This is a genomic window from Segeticoccus rhizosphaerae (assembly GCF_005222685.1).
GTDB lineage: Bacteria > Actinomycetota > Actinomycetes > Actinomycetales > Dermatophilaceae > Segeticoccus > Segeticoccus rhizosphaerae.
This window is the reverse complement of sequence record NZ_SWMA01000038.1, coordinates 20,984-40,078: the sequence shown is the minus strand read 5'-3', so window position 1 is coordinate 40,078 and position 19,095 is coordinate 20,984. Positions and strand designations below refer to the sequence as shown.

Annotated in this window: 15 protein-coding genes and 1 pseudogene; 7 read left to right on the top strand and 9 right to left on the bottom strand. The window is 71.4% G+C overall.

Annotated features, from left to right (window positions below):
* Positions 1-230 (top strand): annotated as a pseudogene (locus tag FCN22_RS21690) (hypothetical protein); the annotation flags it as partial.
* A gap of 78 nt (positions 231-308) precedes the next feature.
* Here the strand turns inward: FCN22_RS21690 and FCN22_RS18360 are convergent.
* Complete coding sequence (locus FCN22_RS18360) at positions 309-1,169, bottom strand: PAC2 family protein (protein ID WP_137123016.1); 861 nt, start codon at positions 1,167-1,169, stop codon at positions 309-311.
* A 128-nt stretch (positions 1,170-1,297) separates the two neighbouring features.
* Here FCN22_RS18360 and metH point away from each other — a divergent pair, with 128 nt between their 5' ends.
* The 3 genes from metH to FCN22_RS18345 all read left to right on the top strand — a co-directional run bounded on the left by metH (position 1,298) and on the right by FCN22_RS18345 (position 7,919).
* Positions 1,298-4,843 carry a methionine synthase gene (metH, locus tag FCN22_RS18355; RefSeq protein ID WP_202911670.1) on the top strand — a complete coding sequence of 1,182 codons (3,546 nt, stop codon included), beginning with the start codon at positions 1,298-1,300 and terminating at the stop codon, positions 4,841-4,843.
* 107 nt (positions 4,844-4,950) lie between these two features.
* The gene (locus tag FCN22_RS18350; RefSeq protein ID WP_338016665.1) at positions 4,951-5,661 is read left to right on the top strand and encodes an HAD family hydrolase; all 711 of its coding nucleotides are present in this window, start codon (positions 4,951-4,953) and stop codon (positions 5,659-5,661) included.
* Complete coding sequence (locus FCN22_RS18345; RefSeq protein WP_137123013.1) at positions 5,661-7,919, top strand: FUSC family protein; 2,259 nt, start codon at positions 5,661-5,663, stop codon at positions 7,917-7,919. Before FCN22_RS18350 ends, FCN22_RS18345 begins: the two co-directional genes overlap by 1 nt.
* On the opposite strand, the gene FCN22_RS18340 is transcribed toward FCN22_RS18345, so the two are convergent.
* The 5 genes from FCN22_RS18340 to FCN22_RS18320 form a co-directional block, all read right to left on the bottom strand.
* Positions 7,847-9,016, bottom strand: coding sequence for a hypothetical protein (locus tag FCN22_RS18340; RefSeq protein WP_137123012.1), 1,170 nt, complete (start codon positions 9,014-9,016; stop codon positions 7,847-7,849). The genes FCN22_RS18345 and FCN22_RS18340 overlap by 73 nt on opposite strands.
* 128 nt (positions 9,017-9,144) lie before the next feature.
* Positions 9,145-9,813 carry a response regulator transcription factor gene (locus FCN22_RS18335; RefSeq protein WP_137123011.1) on the bottom strand — a complete coding sequence of 223 codons (669 nt, stop codon included), beginning with the start codon at positions 9,811-9,813 and terminating at the stop codon, positions 9,145-9,147.
* Positions 9,806-11,086, bottom strand: a complete 1,281-nt coding sequence (locus FCN22_RS18330) for a sensor histidine kinase (protein ID WP_137123010.1) — start codon at positions 11,084-11,086, stop codon at positions 9,806-9,808. Before FCN22_RS18330 ends, FCN22_RS18335 begins: the two co-directional genes overlap by 8 nt.
* Positions 11,087-11,121: 35 nt before the next feature.
* Positions 11,122-12,009, bottom strand: a complete 888-nt coding sequence (locus FCN22_RS18325; protein WP_202911669.1) for a Gfo/Idh/MocA family protein — start codon at positions 12,007-12,009, stop codon at positions 11,122-11,124.
* A 68-nt stretch (positions 12,010-12,077) separates the two neighbouring features.
* Entirely contained in the window at positions 12,078-12,920 is an 843-nt protein-coding gene (locus FCN22_RS18320) for a RecB family exonuclease (RefSeq protein WP_137123008.1), read from the bottom strand.
* Positions 12,921-12,962: 42 nt separating this feature from the next.
* Here FCN22_RS18320 and FCN22_RS18315 point away from each other — a divergent pair, with 42 nt between their 5' ends.
* From FCN22_RS18315 to arc, 3 genes are all read left to right on the top strand, one after another.
* A complete protein-coding gene (locus FCN22_RS18315; RefSeq protein ID WP_137123007.1) occupies positions 12,963-14,129 on the top strand; it encodes a site-2 protease family protein in 1,167 nt (388 codons plus the stop codon).
* Positions 14,130-14,154: 25 nt separating this feature from the next.
* Positions 14,155-15,174: a tRNA (adenine-N1)-methyltransferase gene (locus tag FCN22_RS18310; protein WP_137123006.1), complete on the top strand. Its 1,020-nt coding sequence runs from the start codon at positions 14,155-14,157 to the stop codon at positions 15,172-15,174.
* 78 nt (positions 15,175-15,252) lie between these two features.
* The gene (arc, locus tag FCN22_RS18305) at positions 15,253-17,031 is read left to right on the top strand and encodes a proteasome ATPase (RefSeq protein WP_137123005.1); all 1,779 of its coding nucleotides are present in this window, start codon (positions 15,253-15,255) and stop codon (positions 17,029-17,031) included.
* Positions 17,032-17,110: 79 nt separating this feature from the next.
* Here arc and FCN22_RS18300 read toward each other — a convergent pair whose 3' ends face one another.
* The 3 genes from FCN22_RS18300 to FCN22_RS18290 form a co-directional block, all read right to left on the bottom strand.
* Positions 17,111-17,809, bottom strand: coding sequence for a hypothetical protein (locus FCN22_RS18300; RefSeq protein ID WP_137123004.1), 699 nt, complete (start codon positions 17,807-17,809; stop codon positions 17,111-17,113).
* A 70-nt stretch (positions 17,810-17,879) separates the two neighbouring features.
* Positions 17,880-18,569, bottom strand: coding sequence for an HAD-IA family hydrolase (locus FCN22_RS18295; protein ID WP_137123003.1), 690 nt, complete (start codon positions 18,567-18,569; stop codon positions 17,880-17,882).
* A gap of 9 nt (positions 18,570-18,578) precedes the next feature.
* Positions 18,579-18,914 (bottom strand): DUF3054 domain-containing protein, encoded by a 336-nt coding sequence (locus tag FCN22_RS18290; protein WP_238384831.1) that lies wholly within the window; start codon positions 18,912-18,914, stop codon positions 18,579-18,581.
* Between the last annotated feature and the right edge of the window lie 181 nt (positions 18,915-19,095).

The following is a 19,095-nucleotide window of genomic DNA, read 5'->3' as shown; positions in this document are numbered from 1 at the left end:
CCTGGCTGCGGGCCGACCCCGCCGGCTGCCTCATCCCCGGCATCGGGGTCATCCCCGCCGACAGCTCCACCGTCGCCGACCTGCACTGCCTGTGCAAACACCACCACCGCGCCAAACACCAAGCCGGCTGGCACCTCGCCATGACCCCCGACGGCACCTGCACCCGGACCTCACCAGCCGGCCAGGACTACCCCACCCACCCGACCAACCACCTCCAAGCCAGCGCCTGAGGTGAACCAACCGCGCCCAAGGCCGGTCCGCGCCACGAGCCTCCGCTCAGGTGAGGTTCGAGCCTTTTGGTGATCGCATCACTGGCGGCCGGGCTGGTCGTCCTCACCGCGGCGGCGAAGGTAGCGCTCGAACTCCTTGGCGATCGCGTCACCGGTGGCCTCGGGGAGTTCGGCGGTGTCCTGCGCCTCCTCCAGAGAGTGGACGTACTCCGCGACTTCCTCGTCGGACTCGGCCAGCTCGTCGACCCCGTGCTCCCACGCCCGGGACTGCTCGTCGAGGTCACCGTGCGGTATGACGATGTCGAGCAGGTCCTCGAGTTTGGAGACCAGGCCCAATGTGGCCTTCGGCGACGGGACGCCGCCGGCGTAGTGGGGCACCGCCGCCCAGCACGACAGCGAGGGAAGCTCGGCCTGTGCCGCCGCCTCGGCAATGACGCCGATGATGCCGGTGGGTCCCTCGTAGGTGCTGGAGTCGAGGTCGAAGCGGTCACGCACGTCGGGGTCATCCGAGGTTGCGGTGACCGGGATCGGGCGCGTGTGCGGCACGTCGGCGAGCAGACCACCGAGCGTCACGAGCATGGTCACACCGGACGCCGTCGCGAAGTCCAACAGCTCGGTGGTGAAGGAGCGCCACCGGGTCGAGGGCTCGATCCCCTGCACGAGCAGGACGTCGCGGTCGAGCGGGGTCGAGCCGGCCCGCAGGATCCGCGTGGTGGGCCACTCGATGCGTCTGCGGCCCGATTCGGTCACGGAGCGCGGTCGGTTCACCTGGAAGTCGTAGTAGTTCTCCGGGTCGATCGCGGCGACCGGGGTCGCATCCCAGACGTCGGCCAGGTGCTCGATGACCGACGTCGCCGTCTCGCCGGCGTCGTTCCATCCCTCGAAGGCGGCGACCATGATCGGGTCGTGCAGCTCCGTCACGTCGTCGAGCTCGATCAACAGGTGCCTCCTCACGGGGCCCGAGCGCCGGATGCGACGGGTACCCGCCCAGCCTACGGAATGCCGCGCTGCTTGGGGACGGCACGCCGATAGACTCGCCGCGTTCCCAACAGACAAGGTCCAAGACATTGAGCAGCCGCTCCGACCTCTTCCGCACCATCCTGTCCGAACGCGTCGTCGTCGCGGACGGTGCCATGGGCACCATGCTCCAGGACGCCAACCCCTCGATGGCTGACTTCCAGGACCACGAGGGATGCAACGAGATCCTCAACGTGACCCGGCCCGACGTCGTCAGGGGCATCCACGATGCCTACTTGGAGGTCGGGGTCGACGCCGTGGAGACCAACACCTTCGGCGCCAACCTCGCCAACCTTGGCGAATACGGCATCTCCGACCGGATCCACGAGCTCGCGCAGGCCGGTGCCCGCATCGCCGCGGAGGCCGCCGCGGCGTGGTCGACGAAGGAACAGCCGCGCTTCGTGCTCGGCTCGATGGGGCCCGGCACCAAGCTCCCGTCCCTCGGGCACCTGCCGTTCGCGACGCTGCGAGACGCCTACCAGGAGCAGGCGCGCGGGCTGATCGACGGTGGGGTCGACGCGCTGCTGATCGAGACGAGCCAGGACCTGCTGCAGGCCAAGGCTGCCGTGATCGGCAGCAAGCGCGCGCTGACGGCCGCCGGAGAGACGCTGCCCGTCTTCGTCCAGGTGACCGTGGAGACGACCGGCACCATGCTCATGGGCTCGGAGATCGCTGCCGCGCTGACCGCCCTGGAGCCGCTCGGGATCGACGGCATCGGCCTCAACTGCGCCACCGGGCCCACGGAGATGAGCGAGCACCTGCGCCACCTGTCGCGCCACGCCCAGATCCCCATCACCTGTATGCCGAACGCCGGGCTCCCGCAGCTGACCAAGGACGGCGCGGCCTACCCGCTGACCCCGGAGGAACTGGCCGCCGCGCACACCCAGTTCACGAAGGAGTTCGGCCTCTCGCTCGTCGGTGGATGTTGTGGCACGACGCCGGAGCATCTTCGTCAGGTCGTCGAGGCGGTGGGTGGCCAGCCCCTCACCCCGCGCCGGCCGCGAACCGAGCACGGTGTCGCGTCGCTCTACCAGCACGTCCCCTTCCGTCAGGACGCGTCGTTCCTGTCGATCGGCGAGCGCACGAACGCCAACGGCTCCAAGGCGTTCCGGGAGGCGATGCTCGAGCAGCAGTGGGACCAGTGCGTCGAGATCGCACGCAACCAGACCCGTGACGGCGCGCACCTGCTCGACGTCTGTGTCGACTACGTCGGTCGCGACGGCGTCGGTGACATGAAGGAGCTCGTCTCGCGGCTCGCCACCGCGAGCACGCTGCCGCTGGTGCTCGACTCGACAGAGCCTCCGGTGGTCGAGGCCGGGCTGGAGCTGCTCGGCGGCCGGGCCGTGGTCAACTCGGTCAACTACGAGGACGGCGACGGTCCGGGCTCCCGCTTCGCCCGCGTCATGCCGATCGTCAAGGAGCACGGCTCCGCGGTGGTCGCGCTCACCATCGACGAGCAGGGTCAGGCCCGCACTCGTGACCACAAGGTGGCAGTCGCCTCCCGCCTGGTCGAGGACCTCACGAACACCTGGGGGATGCGGGTCGAGGACATCATCGTGGACTGCCTGACCTTCCCGATCGCCACGGGCCAGGAGGAGACCCGCCGCGACGGGATCGAGACGATCGAGGCGATCCGGGAGCTCAAGCGCCGCTACCCGGAGGTGCAGACCACCCTCGGCGTCTCGAACGTCTCGTTCGGCCTCGCGCCGCCGGCCCGGGTGGTGCTCAACTCGGTGTTCCTGCACGAATGCGTCAAGGCCGGGCTCGACTCGGCCATCGTGCACGCCGCCAAGATCATCCCGATCGCGCGGATCCCCGAGGAGCAGCGGGAGTGCGCCCTGGACCTGGTCTTCGACCGGCGCCAGTGGTCGGGAGAACCGGGGGAGAGCGACGTGACCTACGACCCGCTGTCCCGGTACCTCGAGCTCTTCGAGGGCGTCGACTCGGCCTCGCTCAAGGCTTCGCGCGCCGACGAGCTGGCCGCGCTGCCGCTCGACGAGCGTCTCGCCCGCCGCATCATCGACGGCGAGGGGCAGGGCCTCGAGGCTGACCTGCAGACCGCACTCGACAAGGGTCACAAGGCGCTCGACATCATCAACGACAACCTGCTCGATGGGATGAGGACCGTCGGGGAGCTGTTCGGCAGGGGCGAGATGCAGCTGCCGTTCGTGCTCCAGTCCGCCCAGGTGATGAAGGCTGCGGTCGCCTACCTCGAGCCCTACATCGAGGGTGCGGAGGACGGCACGCGGGAGACCAAGGCCCGGATCCTGCTGGCCACCGTCAAGGGCGACGTGCACGACATCGGCAAGAACCTCGTCGACATCATCCTGTCCAACAACGGGTATGACGTGGTCAACATCGGCATCAAGCAGCCGATCAACGAGATCGTGCGCGCGGCCGAGGAGCACCAGGTCGACGCCATCGGGATGAGCGGACTGCTGGTCAAGTCCACCGTGGTGATGAAGGAGAACCTCGAGGAGCTCAACTCCCGCGGCTACGCCGCGCGGTGGCCGATCATGCTGGGTGGTGCCGCGCTGACCCGTGCCTACGTCGAGAACGACCTCGCCGAGATCTACCAGGGCGAGGTGCGTTATGCCCGCGACGCGTTCGAGGGGTTGCGCCTCATGGACGCCATCGCCAAGGCTCGCACCAGCCCCGACCTCACCCTCGCCGACACGCTGCCCGAGCTGCGCAAGCGACGGGTCCGCCCGGTCCACACCGAGGTCGACGATGCCGCGCTACGCGACACCACCCGCTCGGACATCGCTGCGGACAACGACATCCCGACCCCGCCGTTCTGGGGCAGCCGCGTGGTCAAGGGGGTGGCCCAGGCCGACTTCGCGGCCTACCTCGACGAACGCGCCACCTTCCTCGGGCAGTGGGGGCTGCGCGGCAGCCGCGGCGACGGCCCGTCATACGAGGAGCTGGTGGAAAGCGAAGGGCGGCCGCGGCTGCGGATGTGGCTGGACCGGATCAAGACCGACGGCCTCCTGGAGGCGGCCGTGGTCTATGGCTACTTTCCTTGCTACAGCGAGGGCAACGACATCGTCATCCTGCACCACGAGGGCGGGGGCGAGGGCAGCGAGCGGGCGCGACTGACCTTCCCGCGGCAACGGCGCGACAAGCGACTCTGCCTGGCGGACTTCTTCCGCAGCAAGGAGCGCTACGACGCCGACGGGCGGCCCGACGTGATCGCCTTCCAGCTCGTGACCATGGGCCCGCGCATCGCGGAGGAGACCGCCAAGATCTTCGCCGCGAACGAGTACCGCGACTACCTCGAGCTGCACGGCCTGTCGGTCCAGCTCACCGAGGCGCTGGCCGAGATGTGGCACGCGCGGATCCGCGAGGAGCTCGGCCACGGCGCCGAGGACGACGAAGAGCTGGGCGGAATCCTGAAGCAGGCCTACCGCGGCTCGCGCTACTCCTTCGGCTACCCCGCCTGCCCCAACCTCGAGGACCGCAAGGTCTCCGTGGCGCTGCTCGACCCGGAGCGGATCGGCGTGAGCCTCTCGGAGGAGCTGCAGCTGCACCCCGAGCAGTCCACCGACGCGCTGGTCGTGCACCACCCCGAGGCGAAGTACTTCAACGCGACGTGAGCGGCGACGACCAGCGGCGACAATGGAGCGGAGCGACTCTGCCGCGGAGGAGCGCGACCGCGGACCCGAGCGGCGACGACCAGCGGCGACAATGGAGCGGAGCGACTCTGCCGCGGAGGAGCGCGACTGCGGACCCGAGCGGCGACGACCAGCGGCGAGAACGGAACGAAGCTCTGCCGGGAGCCGTCCTGTGGGACATGGACGGCACGCTCATCGACACCGAGCCCTACTGGATCTCCGAGGAGCGCGCCCTGGTCGAGAGCGTCGGCGGGGTGTGGACGCACGAGCACGGCCTGGCCCTGGTCGGCAACGACCTGCTGGTGTCGGCGCGGTACATCATCGACCACTCGTCGATCGCGATGACGCCGCTGGAGGTCGTGGAGCACCTGCTCGACGGGGTGGTGGCGCGGGTGTCGGAGCACACTCCGTGGCGTCCCGGCGCGCGTGAGCTGCTGGACGGACTCATCGCGGCCGGTGTGCCATGCGTCCTCGTGACGATGTCCTGGCGCAGGCTCGCGGACGTCTTCATCGGGACGCTCCCGGCGGGCACGTTCGCCCACGTCATCACGGGCGACGAGGTGGAGCACGGTAAACCGCACCCCGAGCCCTACCGCGCCGCCAGCCGGGCGCTCGGTGTCCCGCTCTCGGAGTGCCTGGCCATCGAGGACTCGCCACCCGGTGTGGCCTCCGCCGTGAGCGCCGGCGTGCGCACCCTCGCGGTGCCCCACGCTGTGCCGGTGCCGGAGATGGCCGGTGCGGTGCAGGTGCCGACGCTCGAGGGTCTTCGGCCCGGCGACCTCCAGGCTCTTTTCGGGTGATGTCCGTCCGGCTCCCGTCGGCCCGCGGCGAGCTGCGGGACGCCCGGGACCGGCTGGTCGCGTCCGACCCCGGAGGCACCAGGCTCCGACAGGCGGCCCGGGCCACGGTCGTGGTCGCCTCGACCCTGGTCGTGGAGCGGGTCGTGGCGTGGGCCCTGGGCGCGCAGCCCCTCATGCTGATGCTGCTCGGCGCCATCGTGACGATTCCGATGTCGACCGGCATCCGGGACACCCGCGGCGCGCTCGTGCTGCGCACCGCCGTGCTGTCGCCGGTGGCCTCGGCAGTCGGCGTGTCGCTCGCGGTGATCGCGGGGCAGCAGCACGTCCTCGGGCTGGTCCTGTTCGTCATCGTGGTCTTCACCGCCGTGTGGGTGCGGCGGTTCGGGCCACGCTGGTTCCACTACGGGTTCCTGCTCTGGCAGTCCTACTTCTTCGCGCTCTTCCTGAGCCCGCCCGTGTCCGCGTTGCCGTCGCTGCTCGTGGCTGTCGTCTGCGCGACGGTGTGGGTCGCGCTCCTGCTCGCCACCGTGCTGCACGACGACCCGGAGGCCCGGCTGCGACGCACCATCACCGCACTGCGGGCCCGCGCGCGGGCGGTCGTCTCCACGTGCCTGGACGTGTTGGACGACCCGGGCGACCGGGGGGCGCGCCGGGCCCTGCGCGCCCATCGCATCCAGCTCGGTGAGGCCGTCCTGCTCCTGGACGGCCAGCTGAGCGACGAGCGTGCCCTCCCGGACGGCGTGCCTCCCGGACGGCTCAGGCGGTGGATCGTCGACTTCGAGATCGGGATGGACCGGTTGTGCTCGGCCGTGCTCGACCTCGCGGCTGATCCCGGAAGCGTGCCGCGACGTCAGCAGACGGAGGTTCGCGACGTGCTGCGCCAAGTGGCGTGGGCGCACCCGGAGGCCGCGTTGGCCGGGGTGCAACGGCTCGAGAGAGAGGGCGCGACGCCGGTGTCCCGTCGCATCGCTCGCGCCGGACGACTCCTGGTCGACACCGTCGACCAGTGGGACTCGGGGGCGCTTCGGCTCGGACCCGACGCTGAGGAGGCACACGACTCGCAGGACGGCGACTTCGAGTCGGTCGTGCGGCTGACCGGGGGCAACCTGCCCGGCGTCGCGTCGCTGGCCGAGCGGTCGGTGCGCAGCGATGGTGCCGGCCGCTGGTCGCCCTCCCGCCTACGGCTGACGACGCGGCAGGCCATCCAGGCGGGAACGGCAGCGGCCCTCGCGATCCTGGCCGGTGAGCTCATCTCGAGCCAGCGCTACTACTGGGCGGTGATCGCCGCCTTCGTCGGTTTCGCCGGGACGGCGACAGCTGGTGAGACCCTGCGCAAGGGAGTCGCCAGGGTGTTCGGGACCGTTGCAGGGCTGGTCGTCGCGGTGGGCCTGGCCAACCTGACGGCCGACACTAGCACCCTGGCCCTGGTCACCACCTTGGCGTGCGTCTTCCTTGCCTTCTACCTGCAAGCCGTGTCCTACGGGGCGATGATCTTCTTCATCACCGTGCTGCTGGGCCAGCTCTACACCATGCTCCACTCGCTGGTCGACCAGTTGCTGTTGATCCGCTTGGAAGAGACGGCGATCGGCGCACTGATCGGGATCGGCGTCTCCTTCTTGGTGCTGCCCGCCGGCACTCGTGCCACCCTGCGCGCCGCCCGAGCGGCCTTCCTCGAGCACCTGGCCGACCTGCTGGAGGCCGCGGCCGATGCCTTGTCCGCACAGGACCCGCGGCGCGACCTGCTCGCCCTGACCATCGAGCTGGACGCGGCCTCGCGCCAGGTGCTGCGCACCGAGAGAGGACTGACCTACGGTCGGTTCTTCGGCGCAGTGCGCACCGGCATCCGGCACCGCGTCACCATGCTCGGTGTGTGCGCCGCGGCGGGGCGGGCCCTCGCCGCGGCACTGTCGACCGAACGGCCCACCAGCACGCCGTTGGCCGATACGTGCCGGGAACTTGTGGCGGAGTGCCGACGGCTCTCCGCCGCGCGGCAGCTCTACCCCCCACCCGAGCTGCCGGAGGGCACCCTGCCCGTGGCCGAACGGGTGGAGCCGCTTCTGGCAACGGCCGAGCGGGAAGCCGGCGGTCCCGCCCCGAAACCCACCGCAACGGTGACTTCTCTCGTCGCGATCCTGCGCCGGCTGACCCAGGCCTTGACGCTGCTCGGCCACGAACCGAGCCGCCGTCAGCGCCCGTTCACGGGCGTCGGCGGCTCAGCCGGGACGGGTGGAGCCTCGCCACGACGGCGCAGCCAGTAGGCATAGGTGGAGAGCCCGAGCGCAGCGCCCCAGACCGGCCAGAACATCTCGGGCAGCCAGCCGGCGACGTCGGCCATCCCGACCGGGAAGGCATCACCCAAGCCGCTGAAGAGGGTGAGTCGGACGAACATCAGCCCGGCCGACGTCACGGCCACGCTCACGAAGGCGGCGGGCACCACGGCCAGACCGACAGGGACGGGGCGACCGCCGAGCCCCGGCACCCATCGGGGAAACACCTCGCCCCACGGCCGCAGCAGGCCGAGCGTGAGCAACGCTCCCACCACCGCGAATGCGCCCAGCCCCGCGCCGAAACCGGCGATCGGACGCACCCGTTCGAAGGACTCGGCCGTGAGCCCGAGCGGGATCCCGACGAACCAGGCAAAGCGCGTCACGGCATAGCCGACAGGCACCAACACCGACACGGCAACCGCCACGCGCCCCCAGCGTGCCGCCCGCTCCGGCGCCCGCCAGCCGGTCGCCGCGTCGACGGCCCGACCGTCCGCGCGAGCCGCCTGCGCCCCAGCCCGCCGCCACCCGGCGCCGGCGACGACGAGGGACAGGCCGCCGAGGGTGACCAGGAGCACGTTGATCCAGGGCCACGAGTAGGCCTCTGCCGGCGACACGTCCCGGGCGAAGCCGACGATCCAGCCCACGACCAGGATCGGGGTGTAGCCCAGCCCGGCGAGCAGCCGGAAGTCCGGCACCACCACGGCGAGCACGGCCCCGAGCCCGATGCTCGCGTCCCCGGTCAGGCGCAGCATCGAGCCGGCGCTCGGATGCCGGCTCAACCCGACGGAGGCGGTCGCCAGGCCGAGGGCGGCGGCGGCCACCGCAGTCGTGAGCCACGCCCCGGTGCGCGGACTGAACTGGTCCAGGAGGGACAGGGCGACGGTGTCGGTACCCCCTGAGTGCCATGGATATCCGCGCGCACCGGCCAGCCAGGCGATCCCGAGGGCCAGGTAGGTCAGCGACCACGCCACGGCCGCGGCGGGAGCCCAGCGCGCCAGTCGGCCAGGGCGCGACCCCGACCGCCCAGTGGGATCCGCGGGCCCGGTGGTCCGCGTGGCCGCGATCAGCGGTTCGGTGCGTGTTGACATGTCCACTTCTTCCTCTCCCGGCACCCCGTGCGGATGCCGGCGACACCACCGTGTCTCGGGAGAGAGTGCGGGCGCGTCGCCCGCGGGTCGCGACGGCATACGCCGCGAGGATGACTCGCGCGAGGATTTCAGCGACCGGGCTGCACCAGACCCCACTCGTAGGCGAGGACCACGGCCTGCACCCGGTCCCGAAGCCCCAGCTTCTGCAGCACTCGCCCGACGTGGGTCTTGATGGTGGCCTCCGACAAGAAGAGCCGGCCCGCGATCTCCGCGTTGGAGGCACCGGTGGCGATCTCGAGCAATATCTCGCGCTCCCGCCCGGTCAGCCGCTGAAGCTGCGCGGGTTCCTGCCCGGCCGTCGGGAGCCGGCTCGCCACGTGGTCGATCAGCCGCCGGGTGGTGGACGGAGCGATCACCGCCTCGCCCGCGTGCACGGTACGGATGGCGTCGATCAGCCTCTCGGCGGGCGTGTCCTTGAGCAGGAACCCGCTGGCACCGGCTTGCAGCGCAGCGAACGCGTACTCGTCGAGGTCGAAGGTGGTCAGCACGATGACGCGCAGGTCGGGCAGGTCCCGCAGCACCCGCCGGGTCGCTTCGACGCCGTCCAGCCGCGGCATCCGCACGTCCATGAGCACGACGTCGGCGCGGGTCGTCCGCAGCAGGTCGAGCGCCTGCAGCCCGTCGGCAGCCTCACCCACGACCCGCAGGTCATCCTGGCTGTCGACGACCATCCGCATGCCCGTGCGGACGAGCTCCTGGTCGTCGACCAGCGCGACCCGGATCGGTGCCTCAGTCATGGATGGCCTCGCTCGGGGACGGATCGGGCAGGGGAATGGTGGCACGAACCCGGTGCCCACGGGGGAGCGCCCGCCCGGTCTCGAGGCTGCCACCGAGCAGCTCGAGCCGCTCCCGCATCCCGCGCAGGCCGCGACCTCCCGGCGACTCCGACGCGGGCCCGTCGCCGTCGTCGAGCACCTCGATGTCCAATCCGTATGGTTTCCAAGCGAACCGGACCTCCGCCCGCGCGCCCTGGCCCGCATGCTTGACCACGTTGGTCAGTGACTCCTGCACGACGCGGTATGCCGTGAGCTCACCCTGGCGGCCCAGCTCACCGGGCGTCCCCTCGTGCCGCAGTGTCACCGGGGTGCCGGACTGGCGCACCCGCGTGACCAGCTCGGGCAGCGCAGCCAGGGAGGGTTGCGGCTCGGGTGGTCCGCCACCGCTTCGGTTCGCACCGTCGTCACGGTGCCGGAGCAGCCCGAGCAGCCCCCGCATCTCGGTGAGGGCCTCGCGGCCCGTGTCGGAGACGGTCTGCAGCACGGAGGCCGCGGCCGATGGGTCCTTGACCGCCGCGAGGCGGCCTCCCTCGGCCTGGCTGACGATCACCGAGAGCGAGTGGGCCACGACGTCGTGCATCTCGCGCGCGATCCGCTCGCGCTCGTCGGCCGCAGCCACTGCGGCCTCCCGCCGTCGGTCCTCCTCGGCACGTGCGGCCCGCTCCTCGAGCGCCGCCACGTAGGCGGTGCGCACCCGGCGGAGGCGACCGAGGGCCCACGGGGCGAGCACTGTGGCCAGCAGGGCGCCGGCGATGAAAAGCCGCAGGCCGTATCCCTGGAACGACCCCGAGGTGGCCCACTGCCCGGGCGACCACAGCCGGATCGTGGTGGCGAGCGCCCCCGCCAGGCTTAGTGCCAGCGCCGCCAGGGGCCACGGCGGGTGGGCGTGGGCGGCCACGGCATACAGAAGGACGGGAAAGACCAGGGCGGTCGGCAGCAGGATGGCCGGAAGCGGTCCGCCCGAGGCCACCGCTTCCCGGCCGTCCACGTCGGGGACGACGACCAGGACCAGCATGACGACGGCCACCCACGCGAAGGCCGGCACGGGTCGGACGCGTCGCCACGCAACTGCGGCATGGGCCAGCACCATCAGGAACAGCACCGCCACGCGGCCACCGACGGGCCAGGTGGCCCCCAGGACGACCCGCGCGGAGGTGGGCAGCAACACAGCCGCCAGGACCACGGCCATCGCGACGTCGGGGACCAGCGGCCGGTCGCGCACCCACGCGTCCACACGATCCCACCCACGAGACTCCCGGCCCATCTGAGTCAGCGAGCGCCGAGCGCGAGGTCGATCCGGTGAAGGAGCTCCACCACGTCGCGGCCGAATCGGACGCCACACCGGTGGTCGGTTCGTGCCTCGCGGATCTGCCCGACCAGCTCGGTCACCGCGCGCTGCTGCGCCACGACGACCTCGACCGAGCTGTCCGGACGAGCGTGCCAGCCCTGGTCGTCGTAGAACTCCAGACTGAAGCGGATCGCCTCCGGCGGCATGGTGAGGCTCAACTGGACGGTGCTGGTGGCCCCGCCCTCGTGGGTCAGCACGAAACTGACCAAGTCGCCGAAACCGCGGGCGCCGCCGATGTCCGCCACCGGGCCGAGCACCGGTAGCAGCCCGGAGAGGGCGTGGGGACCGACGTCCCACAACGCGCCTTCCTGCTGCCTCCACACCGACTCCGCGTAGGGGTTCTGCGGCGTCCGCAGCGACGCCAGCCACTGCGCATGGGCACCGAGAGCGCCGCCCTCGAGACGCTCCCGCAACCACGCTTCCCGCTCGGGCACGAACCGGTCGGTGAAGAACACCACGGTGCTGACACCGGCCTCCTCCACCGCCGCCAGCAGCCGGTCCGCGGCGGCCAGATCGGTGGCGACCGGCTTCTCCAGCAGCAGGTGCCGTCCGGCCGCGGCGGCACGCAGCGCGAGGTCGGCCTGCACCGCGGGAGGCACGGCGAAGGCCACCGCGTCGACCGCGTCGATGAGTGCCTGCACGTCGGCGTAGGACGTGGCGCCGTGCGCGGCGGCGAGCTCGGTCGCCTTGCCCTGGTCGCGACCCCACACGCCTACCAGCTCAGCGTCGGGATGCCCTGCCAAGCCGGGGGCGTGCACCTCGCGGGCCCAGTGGCCGGTGCCCACCAGGCCGAACCTCGTCGGTTGCACGTGCACAGTATTCCTCTCGATCGCCATTCCTCTCGATCGCCGGGCCCACCCGCCGGGCCACGGCTGAGCTATTCGTCGTCGGGGGAGGCCTCACCGGACCGGCTCGGGTCGAGCGCCAGGTCGGCGGCGTGCTCCGGGAGCGGCGGGGGAGTGCCGCCGAACGCCGGGCACAGCGCCCGGTGGTTGCACCAGTCGCACAGCCGGCTCTTGCTCGGCCGCCAGTCGCCCTCGCTCGCGGCCCGGGCGATCGCCACCCACAACGCCTTCAGCTTGCGTTCGGTGGCCAGCAGGTCGCGCTCGTCGGGGACGTAGCGCACGATCTCGGAGTTGCCGAGGTAGACCAGCTGCAGCATGTCGGGCACCGTGCCCCGCAGCCGCCACAGCACCAGCGCGTAGAACTTCATCTGGAACAGCGCCTTGGACTCGAACCGCTCGGACGGGCTCTTGCCCGTCTTGTAGTCGACCACCCGGACCTCGCCCGTCGGCGCGACGTCGAGCCGGTCGACGTAGCCGCGCAGGGTCAGCCCGTCCAGCTCCGTCTCGACGTAGAGCTCACGCTCGGCCGGCTCGAGCCTGGTGGGGTCCTCGAGGGTGAACCAGCGCTCGACGAGTCCCGCCGCGTCCTCGAACCACTGCCGCAGCGCCTCCGGCTCGGACCCCACCAGCTCCCGCAGCTCCGGCTCGACCTCGAGCATCGCCTCCCACTGGGCCGGCAGCAGGGCGGTCGCCTCGGCGAGCGTGCGCCCGGTCGCCGGCAGGTCGAACAGACGCTCCAGCACGGAGTGCACGAGGGTGCCGCGGGCAGCAGCCGAGCTCGGCGGCTCGGGCAACTTGTCGATCACCCGGAAGCGGTAGAGCAGCGGGCACTGCATGAAGTCGGAGGCCCGGCTCGGGGACAGTGCGGCAACCATGCACCGCACTGTAGGCGGGGGCCCTGACATAGGCTCGACCGCATGACGAGCCAGGCGCCGCCGCCCCCACCTGCTGGCGGCGGCCTCGGCAACACCGTCAAGGCGAAGGCGCACCTCACCCCCCACGGCCTGCGGATCGGCAGCATCGCCGGCGTGCCCGTCTACCTCGGACGCACCTGGCCGGTCATCGTGCTGATCGTGGTGGCCACCTTCGGTCCCAGCTTGTCCCGGGCCCGTCCCGAGCTGGGCTGGCAGGCGTATGCCGTCGCGCTCGTCTACGCGCTGCTGCTGCTCTTCTCGGTGCTCTTCCACGAGGCCGCGCACGCCGTGGTCGGGCGGTGGCGCGGCTACCAGGTGTCGCGGATCGTGGCCGACCTGTGGGGCGGGCACACGGCATACGACACCGCGGACTCGACCCCCGGGTCCAGCGCCCTGGTGAGTGTCGCCGGCCCGGTGGCCAACGGGATCCTGGCGCTGGTCGGCTGGTGGATCACCCCGATGCTGACCGGCGACATCCCGCACCTGCTGGGCCTGGCACTGCTGTGGACCAACGGGTTCGTCGCCCTGTTCAACCTGCTGCCCGGGCTGCCGCTGGACGGCGGCTTCCTGGTCGACTCCCTGGTCTGGAAGATCACCGGCAGCCGGGAGAAGGGCATGATCGCCGCCGGCTGGTGCGGACGGGCGGTGACTGCCGGTGTCCTGGTCTGGGTGATCATCCTGCCGCTGGCGCGCGGCGAACAGCCGTTGCTGTTCACCATCATCTGGGGCGGCTTCATCGGCGCCTTCCTGTGGGCCGGGGCGACCCAGGCCATCCGCGCCGGGCGCTCCCGCCAGGTCCTCGAGCGCATCGCCATCGGGTCCGTATGGCGTCCGGCCGGCAGCGTGCGCGGCGTCGCCAGCGCGGCGCAGGCCCGTTCGGTGGCCGGCCTGCTCCCACCGCACGCGCTGCTCGTGGTGACCGGGCGGGACGGCCTGCCCTCCGGCCTGGTCGACCCCGACGCGCTCGCCGCGATTCCGGACCACCTGCTCGCCGAGACCCCCGTGCTGGCGGTGATGCGCGCGCAACCCCCCGGCTGGGTCGTGGACGCGTCCCCCGAGCAGCCGATCACGACGGTGGTGGCGGCCATGCAGGAGCTGCGGGTCGGCACCATCGCCGTGCGGACCCCGAGCGGGCGTGTCGACGGCGTGGTCCTCGCGTCCGACCTGTGAACCCCCGCACCTAGACTGGCTCGCCATGAGCCACGCCACCGACGAGCCGGAGCACGCTGAGCGCCAGGACCGTCGGCAACCCACCGGGGCGGTGGCCCGTCGGGGACCGTTCTCCGAGGGCGAGCGGGTCCAGCTGACCGACCCCAAGGGTCGCTTGCACACGATCACGCTGCTCCCCGGCAAGGAGTTCCACACCCACCGGGGCCGGCTGGCGCACGACGCCCTGATCGGGGCGCCGGACGGGTCGACGGTGACCAACACGGCGGGCATCGAGTACCTCGCGCTGCGGCCGTTGCTCTCGGACTACGTCATGTCGATGCCGCGCGGCGCCGCCGTGGTCTACCCCAAGGACGCGGGCCAGATCGTGGCGATGGCGGACGTCTTCCCCGGCGCGCGGGTGGTCGAGGCAGGCGTGGGTTCCGGCGCGCTGTCCATGTCCCTGCTGCGTGCCGTCGGCGACCACGGCTCGGTGCACTCGTTCGAGCGCCGGGAGGACTTCGCGGACATCGCCCGGGGCAACGCCCGGGCCTTCTTCGGCGCAGACCACCCCGCCTGGCAGGTCACCGTCGGCGACCTCGTCGAGTCCCTCCCCGGCGCGGTGGGAGCGGGCACCATCGACCGGGCAGTGCTCGACATGCTCGCGCCCTGGGAATGTCTCGAGGCGGTGGCGGACGCGCTGGCGCCCGGCGGCGTGCTGATCTGCTACGTCGCGACCGCGACGCAGCTGTCCCGCGTCGCCGAGGCGATCCGCGACCACGGCGGATACACCGAGCCCGAGGCGTGGGAGTCGATGGTCCGCGGCTGGCACCTCGAGGGCCTGGCGGTCCGGCCCCAGCACCGCATGCACGGCCACACCGGCTTCTTGATCTCGACCCGGCGGCTGGCTCCCGGTGTCACGCCACCGGTGCGCAAGCGGCGGCCCGGACGCGGCTACGACGTGGCGCCGGACGAGGACTGGGGACCCGAGGACCTCGGCGAACGGCCGGTGTCGGACAAGAAGGTTCGCCGGATTCGCCGTTCCGTGGGGGACACCTCCGCGACGTAGCGCTCAGGTCGGGTTAGGGTCGAAGTGTGAGGGTCGCAGCAGCGATCCGAATGCGGCGATTGGCAGGAGGTTCCGACCATGTCCGACGTGCCTGACAAGCCCCAGCAGCCCGCGTCCGCGTCGTCCGCCGACGAGGCCCGGGAGAACGAGGAGCTTCGCCGACAGCTGGAGATCCTCCGGGACGAGGTGTCGCGGATGCGTCATCGCCTCACCGAGTCGCCGGGCCGCACCCGAGACCTCGAGAACCGGGTGCTGCACCTGCAGTCCTCGCTGGGCACCGTCTCCGCCCAGAACGAGAGGCTCGTCCGCACCCTCAAGGAGGCGCGCGAGCAGATCGTGACCCTCAAGGAGGAGGTGGACCGGCTCGCGCAACCGCCTTCGGCCTACGGACTGATCGTCGAGTCCTACGACGACGCGACCGTCGACATCCTCACCGGTGGGCGCAAGATGCGCGTGGCGGTCAGCCCCAACGTCGAGCCGTCGGAGCTCACCCCGGGCCGCGAGGTCATGCTCAACGAGTCGCTCAACGTCGTCGCCGTCTCCGGCTTCGAGCGGGTCGGCGAGGTCGTCATGATCAAGGACTTCCTCGGCGAGGACCGGGTCCTGGTCGTGGCGCACGCCGACGAGGAGCGGGTGTGCCGGCTGGCCGACAGCCTGGTCGGCGAGACCATGCGCATCGGCGACGCCCTCATGCTCGACCCGAGGTCCAACTTCGTCTACGAACGCATCCCCCGGGCCGAGGTGTCGGAGCTGGTCCTCGAGGAGGTGCCCGACATCTCCTACGAGGACATCGGCGGCCTGGCCGGCCAGATCGAGGCGATCCGGGACGCCGTCGAGCTGCCCTACCTGCACCCCGACCTGTTCGAGGAGCACCAGCTGCGACCACCCAAGGGAGTCCTGCTCTACGGTCCGCCCGGCTGTGGCAAGACGCTCATCGCCAAGGCGGTCGCGGCGTCCCTGGCGCGGAAGGTGGCTGAGAAGGAGGGCCGGCCGCTCGGCAAGTCCTTCTTCTTGAACATCAAGGGACCCGAGCTGCTGAACAAGTACGTCGGTGAGACCGAGCGGCACATCCGGCTGATCTTCCAGCGTGCCCGGGAGAAGGCCTCCGGGGGAGCGCCGGTGGTGGTGTTCTTCGACGAGATGGACTCGCTGTTCCGCACCCGCGGGTCGGGCGTCTCCTCCGATGTGGAGACCACGATCGTGCCGCAGCTGCTGTCCGAGATCGACGGCGTGGAGCGCCTCGAGAACGTCATCGTCATCGGAGCCTCCAACCGCGAGGACATGATCGACCCGGCCATCCTGCGGCCCGGGCGGCTGGACGTGAAGATCAAGATCGAGCGGCCCGATGCCGAGAGCGCGCGCGACATCTTCAGCAAGTACCTCGTGGCCGAGCTGCCGCTGCACGAGCACGACCTGGCCGAGCACGACGGGTCAGCGCAGCGCACCGCGGAGGCGATGATCCAGGCCGCGGTCGAGCGGATGTACTCCGAGATCGACGAGAACCGCTTCCTCGAGGTGACCTACGCCGACGGCGACAAGGAGGTCCTCTACTTCAAGGACTTCAACTCCGGCGCGATGATCCAGAACATCGTCGACCGGGCCAAGAAGATGGCGATCAAGGACTTCCTGACCACCGGCACCAAGGGCATCCGGGTGGACCACCTCCTCGCGTCCTGCGTCGACGAGTTCAAGGAGAACGAGGACCTGCCCAACACGACCAACCCCGACGACTGGGCCAGGATCTCCGGCAAGAAGGGTGAGCGGATCGTCTACATCCGCACGTTGATCACCGGCAAGGACGGCACGGAGCCGGGGCGCTCCATCGACAACGTCGCCAACACCGGCCAGTACCTCTGAGCCGCAGATGTCGGGCGCCGGAATCGCCGGCCACTGATCCGGTGAGCCGGTGAGCTGGTCCGGCGCCGTCGAGGATGGGTCAGAGAGCGAAATCGGCTGCCGAGTCAGCCGCGGAGTCGATGTCTGCCACCACGCCTCCCGGGGCGAGCACGGCCAGGAAGGTCTCGACGGCCTGCCGTTCCTCGCCCGGAGTCCGCAGGTCGTCGATCAGGGCGTGCCCCGCCGCCACCAGCTCCGGTTCGTCACCGTCCCACTCGGCACCGGCCGCGTCCCAGACCCACTGGGTGGCCCAGTCGAGCACCTCGATGACCGCCTGGTCGTCGTCGAACATGAACCGCCCGACCGCACTCGCTCCGTCCGGCTCGGGTTCGTCCGGGTCGCCGGGGTAGGCGACCCGCTCCCAGGTGTCGTCGTCCAGCCAGTAGACGAAGCCCGGCCGTTCCGCGTCGAGCTCTCCGTGCCAGGGATCCACCAGCCCCCGCACCCAGTCCGGTGCCTGGGTGACCACGTCGACCTCCTCGCCGCGCGCGGTGGTCACACTCACCTCGTGGTCGCGACCGTAGAGGACCGCGCGGCCCTCCGGTGCCAGGATCAGGTGGATGGCGTTGCCGTCGCCGTCCTCGTGGTGCCACCCGACCTCATCGGCCCAGCAGGAGTCGGAGAACCCCGCCAAGGTGGTCACGACGGCCAGCGCGGCCCAGCGGGGGCGCAGGTCGTCCAGGCCCTCCCACTCCTCCATCGGGACCGGCGGACCCGCCTGGGGATCAGGCTCAACCACGGCGAGGTCCTCCTTCGACGATCGGGCGGCGCCACGAGCGGTCTCCGTGGCCAGCACCGCCACGGCGCGGCTAGTGCAGGCTACTGCAGGCCTCATCCGCGGGACCGTCGGAACTCACGTGCAGCCGGATGCCGCCGTCGGCCGTTTTCCACAGCACGTCGGCCAGGCCGGGCACCACGAGGTCGGCCTCCAGCCGCTCGGCCGGGGTCGTCGTGGTCACGGCTAGCGTCGCGCACCCGGCCGCTTGGGCGGCGGTGATCCCGCTGGGAGCGTCCTCGACGACCAGACATGAGCGGGGGTCCACCGCGAGCAGTTCAGCCGCGCGCAGGAACGGGTCGGGCGCGGGCTTGCCGACGGCCACGTCGTCGACGGTCACCACGACGTCGGGCCGCACCAGTCCAGAGGCGGCAATGCGTGCCTCAGCCAGTGGCCGGGTGCAGGACGTGGCGATGGCGCTGCGGTCACGGGGGACGGCCAGCAACGCCTCGGCCGCTCCCGGCAGCACGGTGATGTCGTGGGTGTCAGCGAGCTCGAGGTCGGTGATGCGCCGCAGGGCCGCCGCCCGACGCTCCGGCGGCAGCAGCCGCGCCACGATCTCCTCGGCCGGGACGCCGTGCGAGTGCGCCATGCGCACCGGGTCGACGCCCTCGTCCTGCGCCCAGCGGACCCAGCAGCGCAGGACGGCGGCGGTGGAGTCGACCAGCGTGCCGTCCATGTCGAAGATCACCGCGGCGAACCGGCGGTCGGCGAGGGGTCCCATGGCGGCAGCCTACGAAGGTCGGCGCAGGCGCCGGACGAGGGTCCCGAGCAGCCTCCAGCCGAGCAGGAACGCGCCGAGGACGAGCGTGGCGACCGCGATGAAGCTCCAAGCGGTGCCCTGGCCGGTCAGCAGCCGCAGCAGCATGCCGAGGACGACACTGCCCAGCCAGATGGGTATGCCGTCCGCCACCGAGAGCGGCACGCGACGGCGGGTGAGGAGCACGAGCACCCAGCCGGCCGCCATACCGCCCAGGAACGGTGCGGCCGTGACCACTGCCCCCACCAGCAGGCTGCCCTCGTCGTGGCTGGCCCGCCCTAGAGCGGCGAAGAGGAGGACCAGGAGCACGTCCGGCGCCAGCGTCGGCGCCCACCGCCGAAACCCCCGGGTTCGGAGCGGGGCCGTGGGGGGACGAGTGGCGCGGGTGGACACGGTGTCGACGTTAGCCGCCACCGGCCCGGTCGCGCCTGCGGGGCTGGCGCGGGGGGCCCTGCTGGTGGTTCACTGGCTCTTCACGGAGTGAACGTGC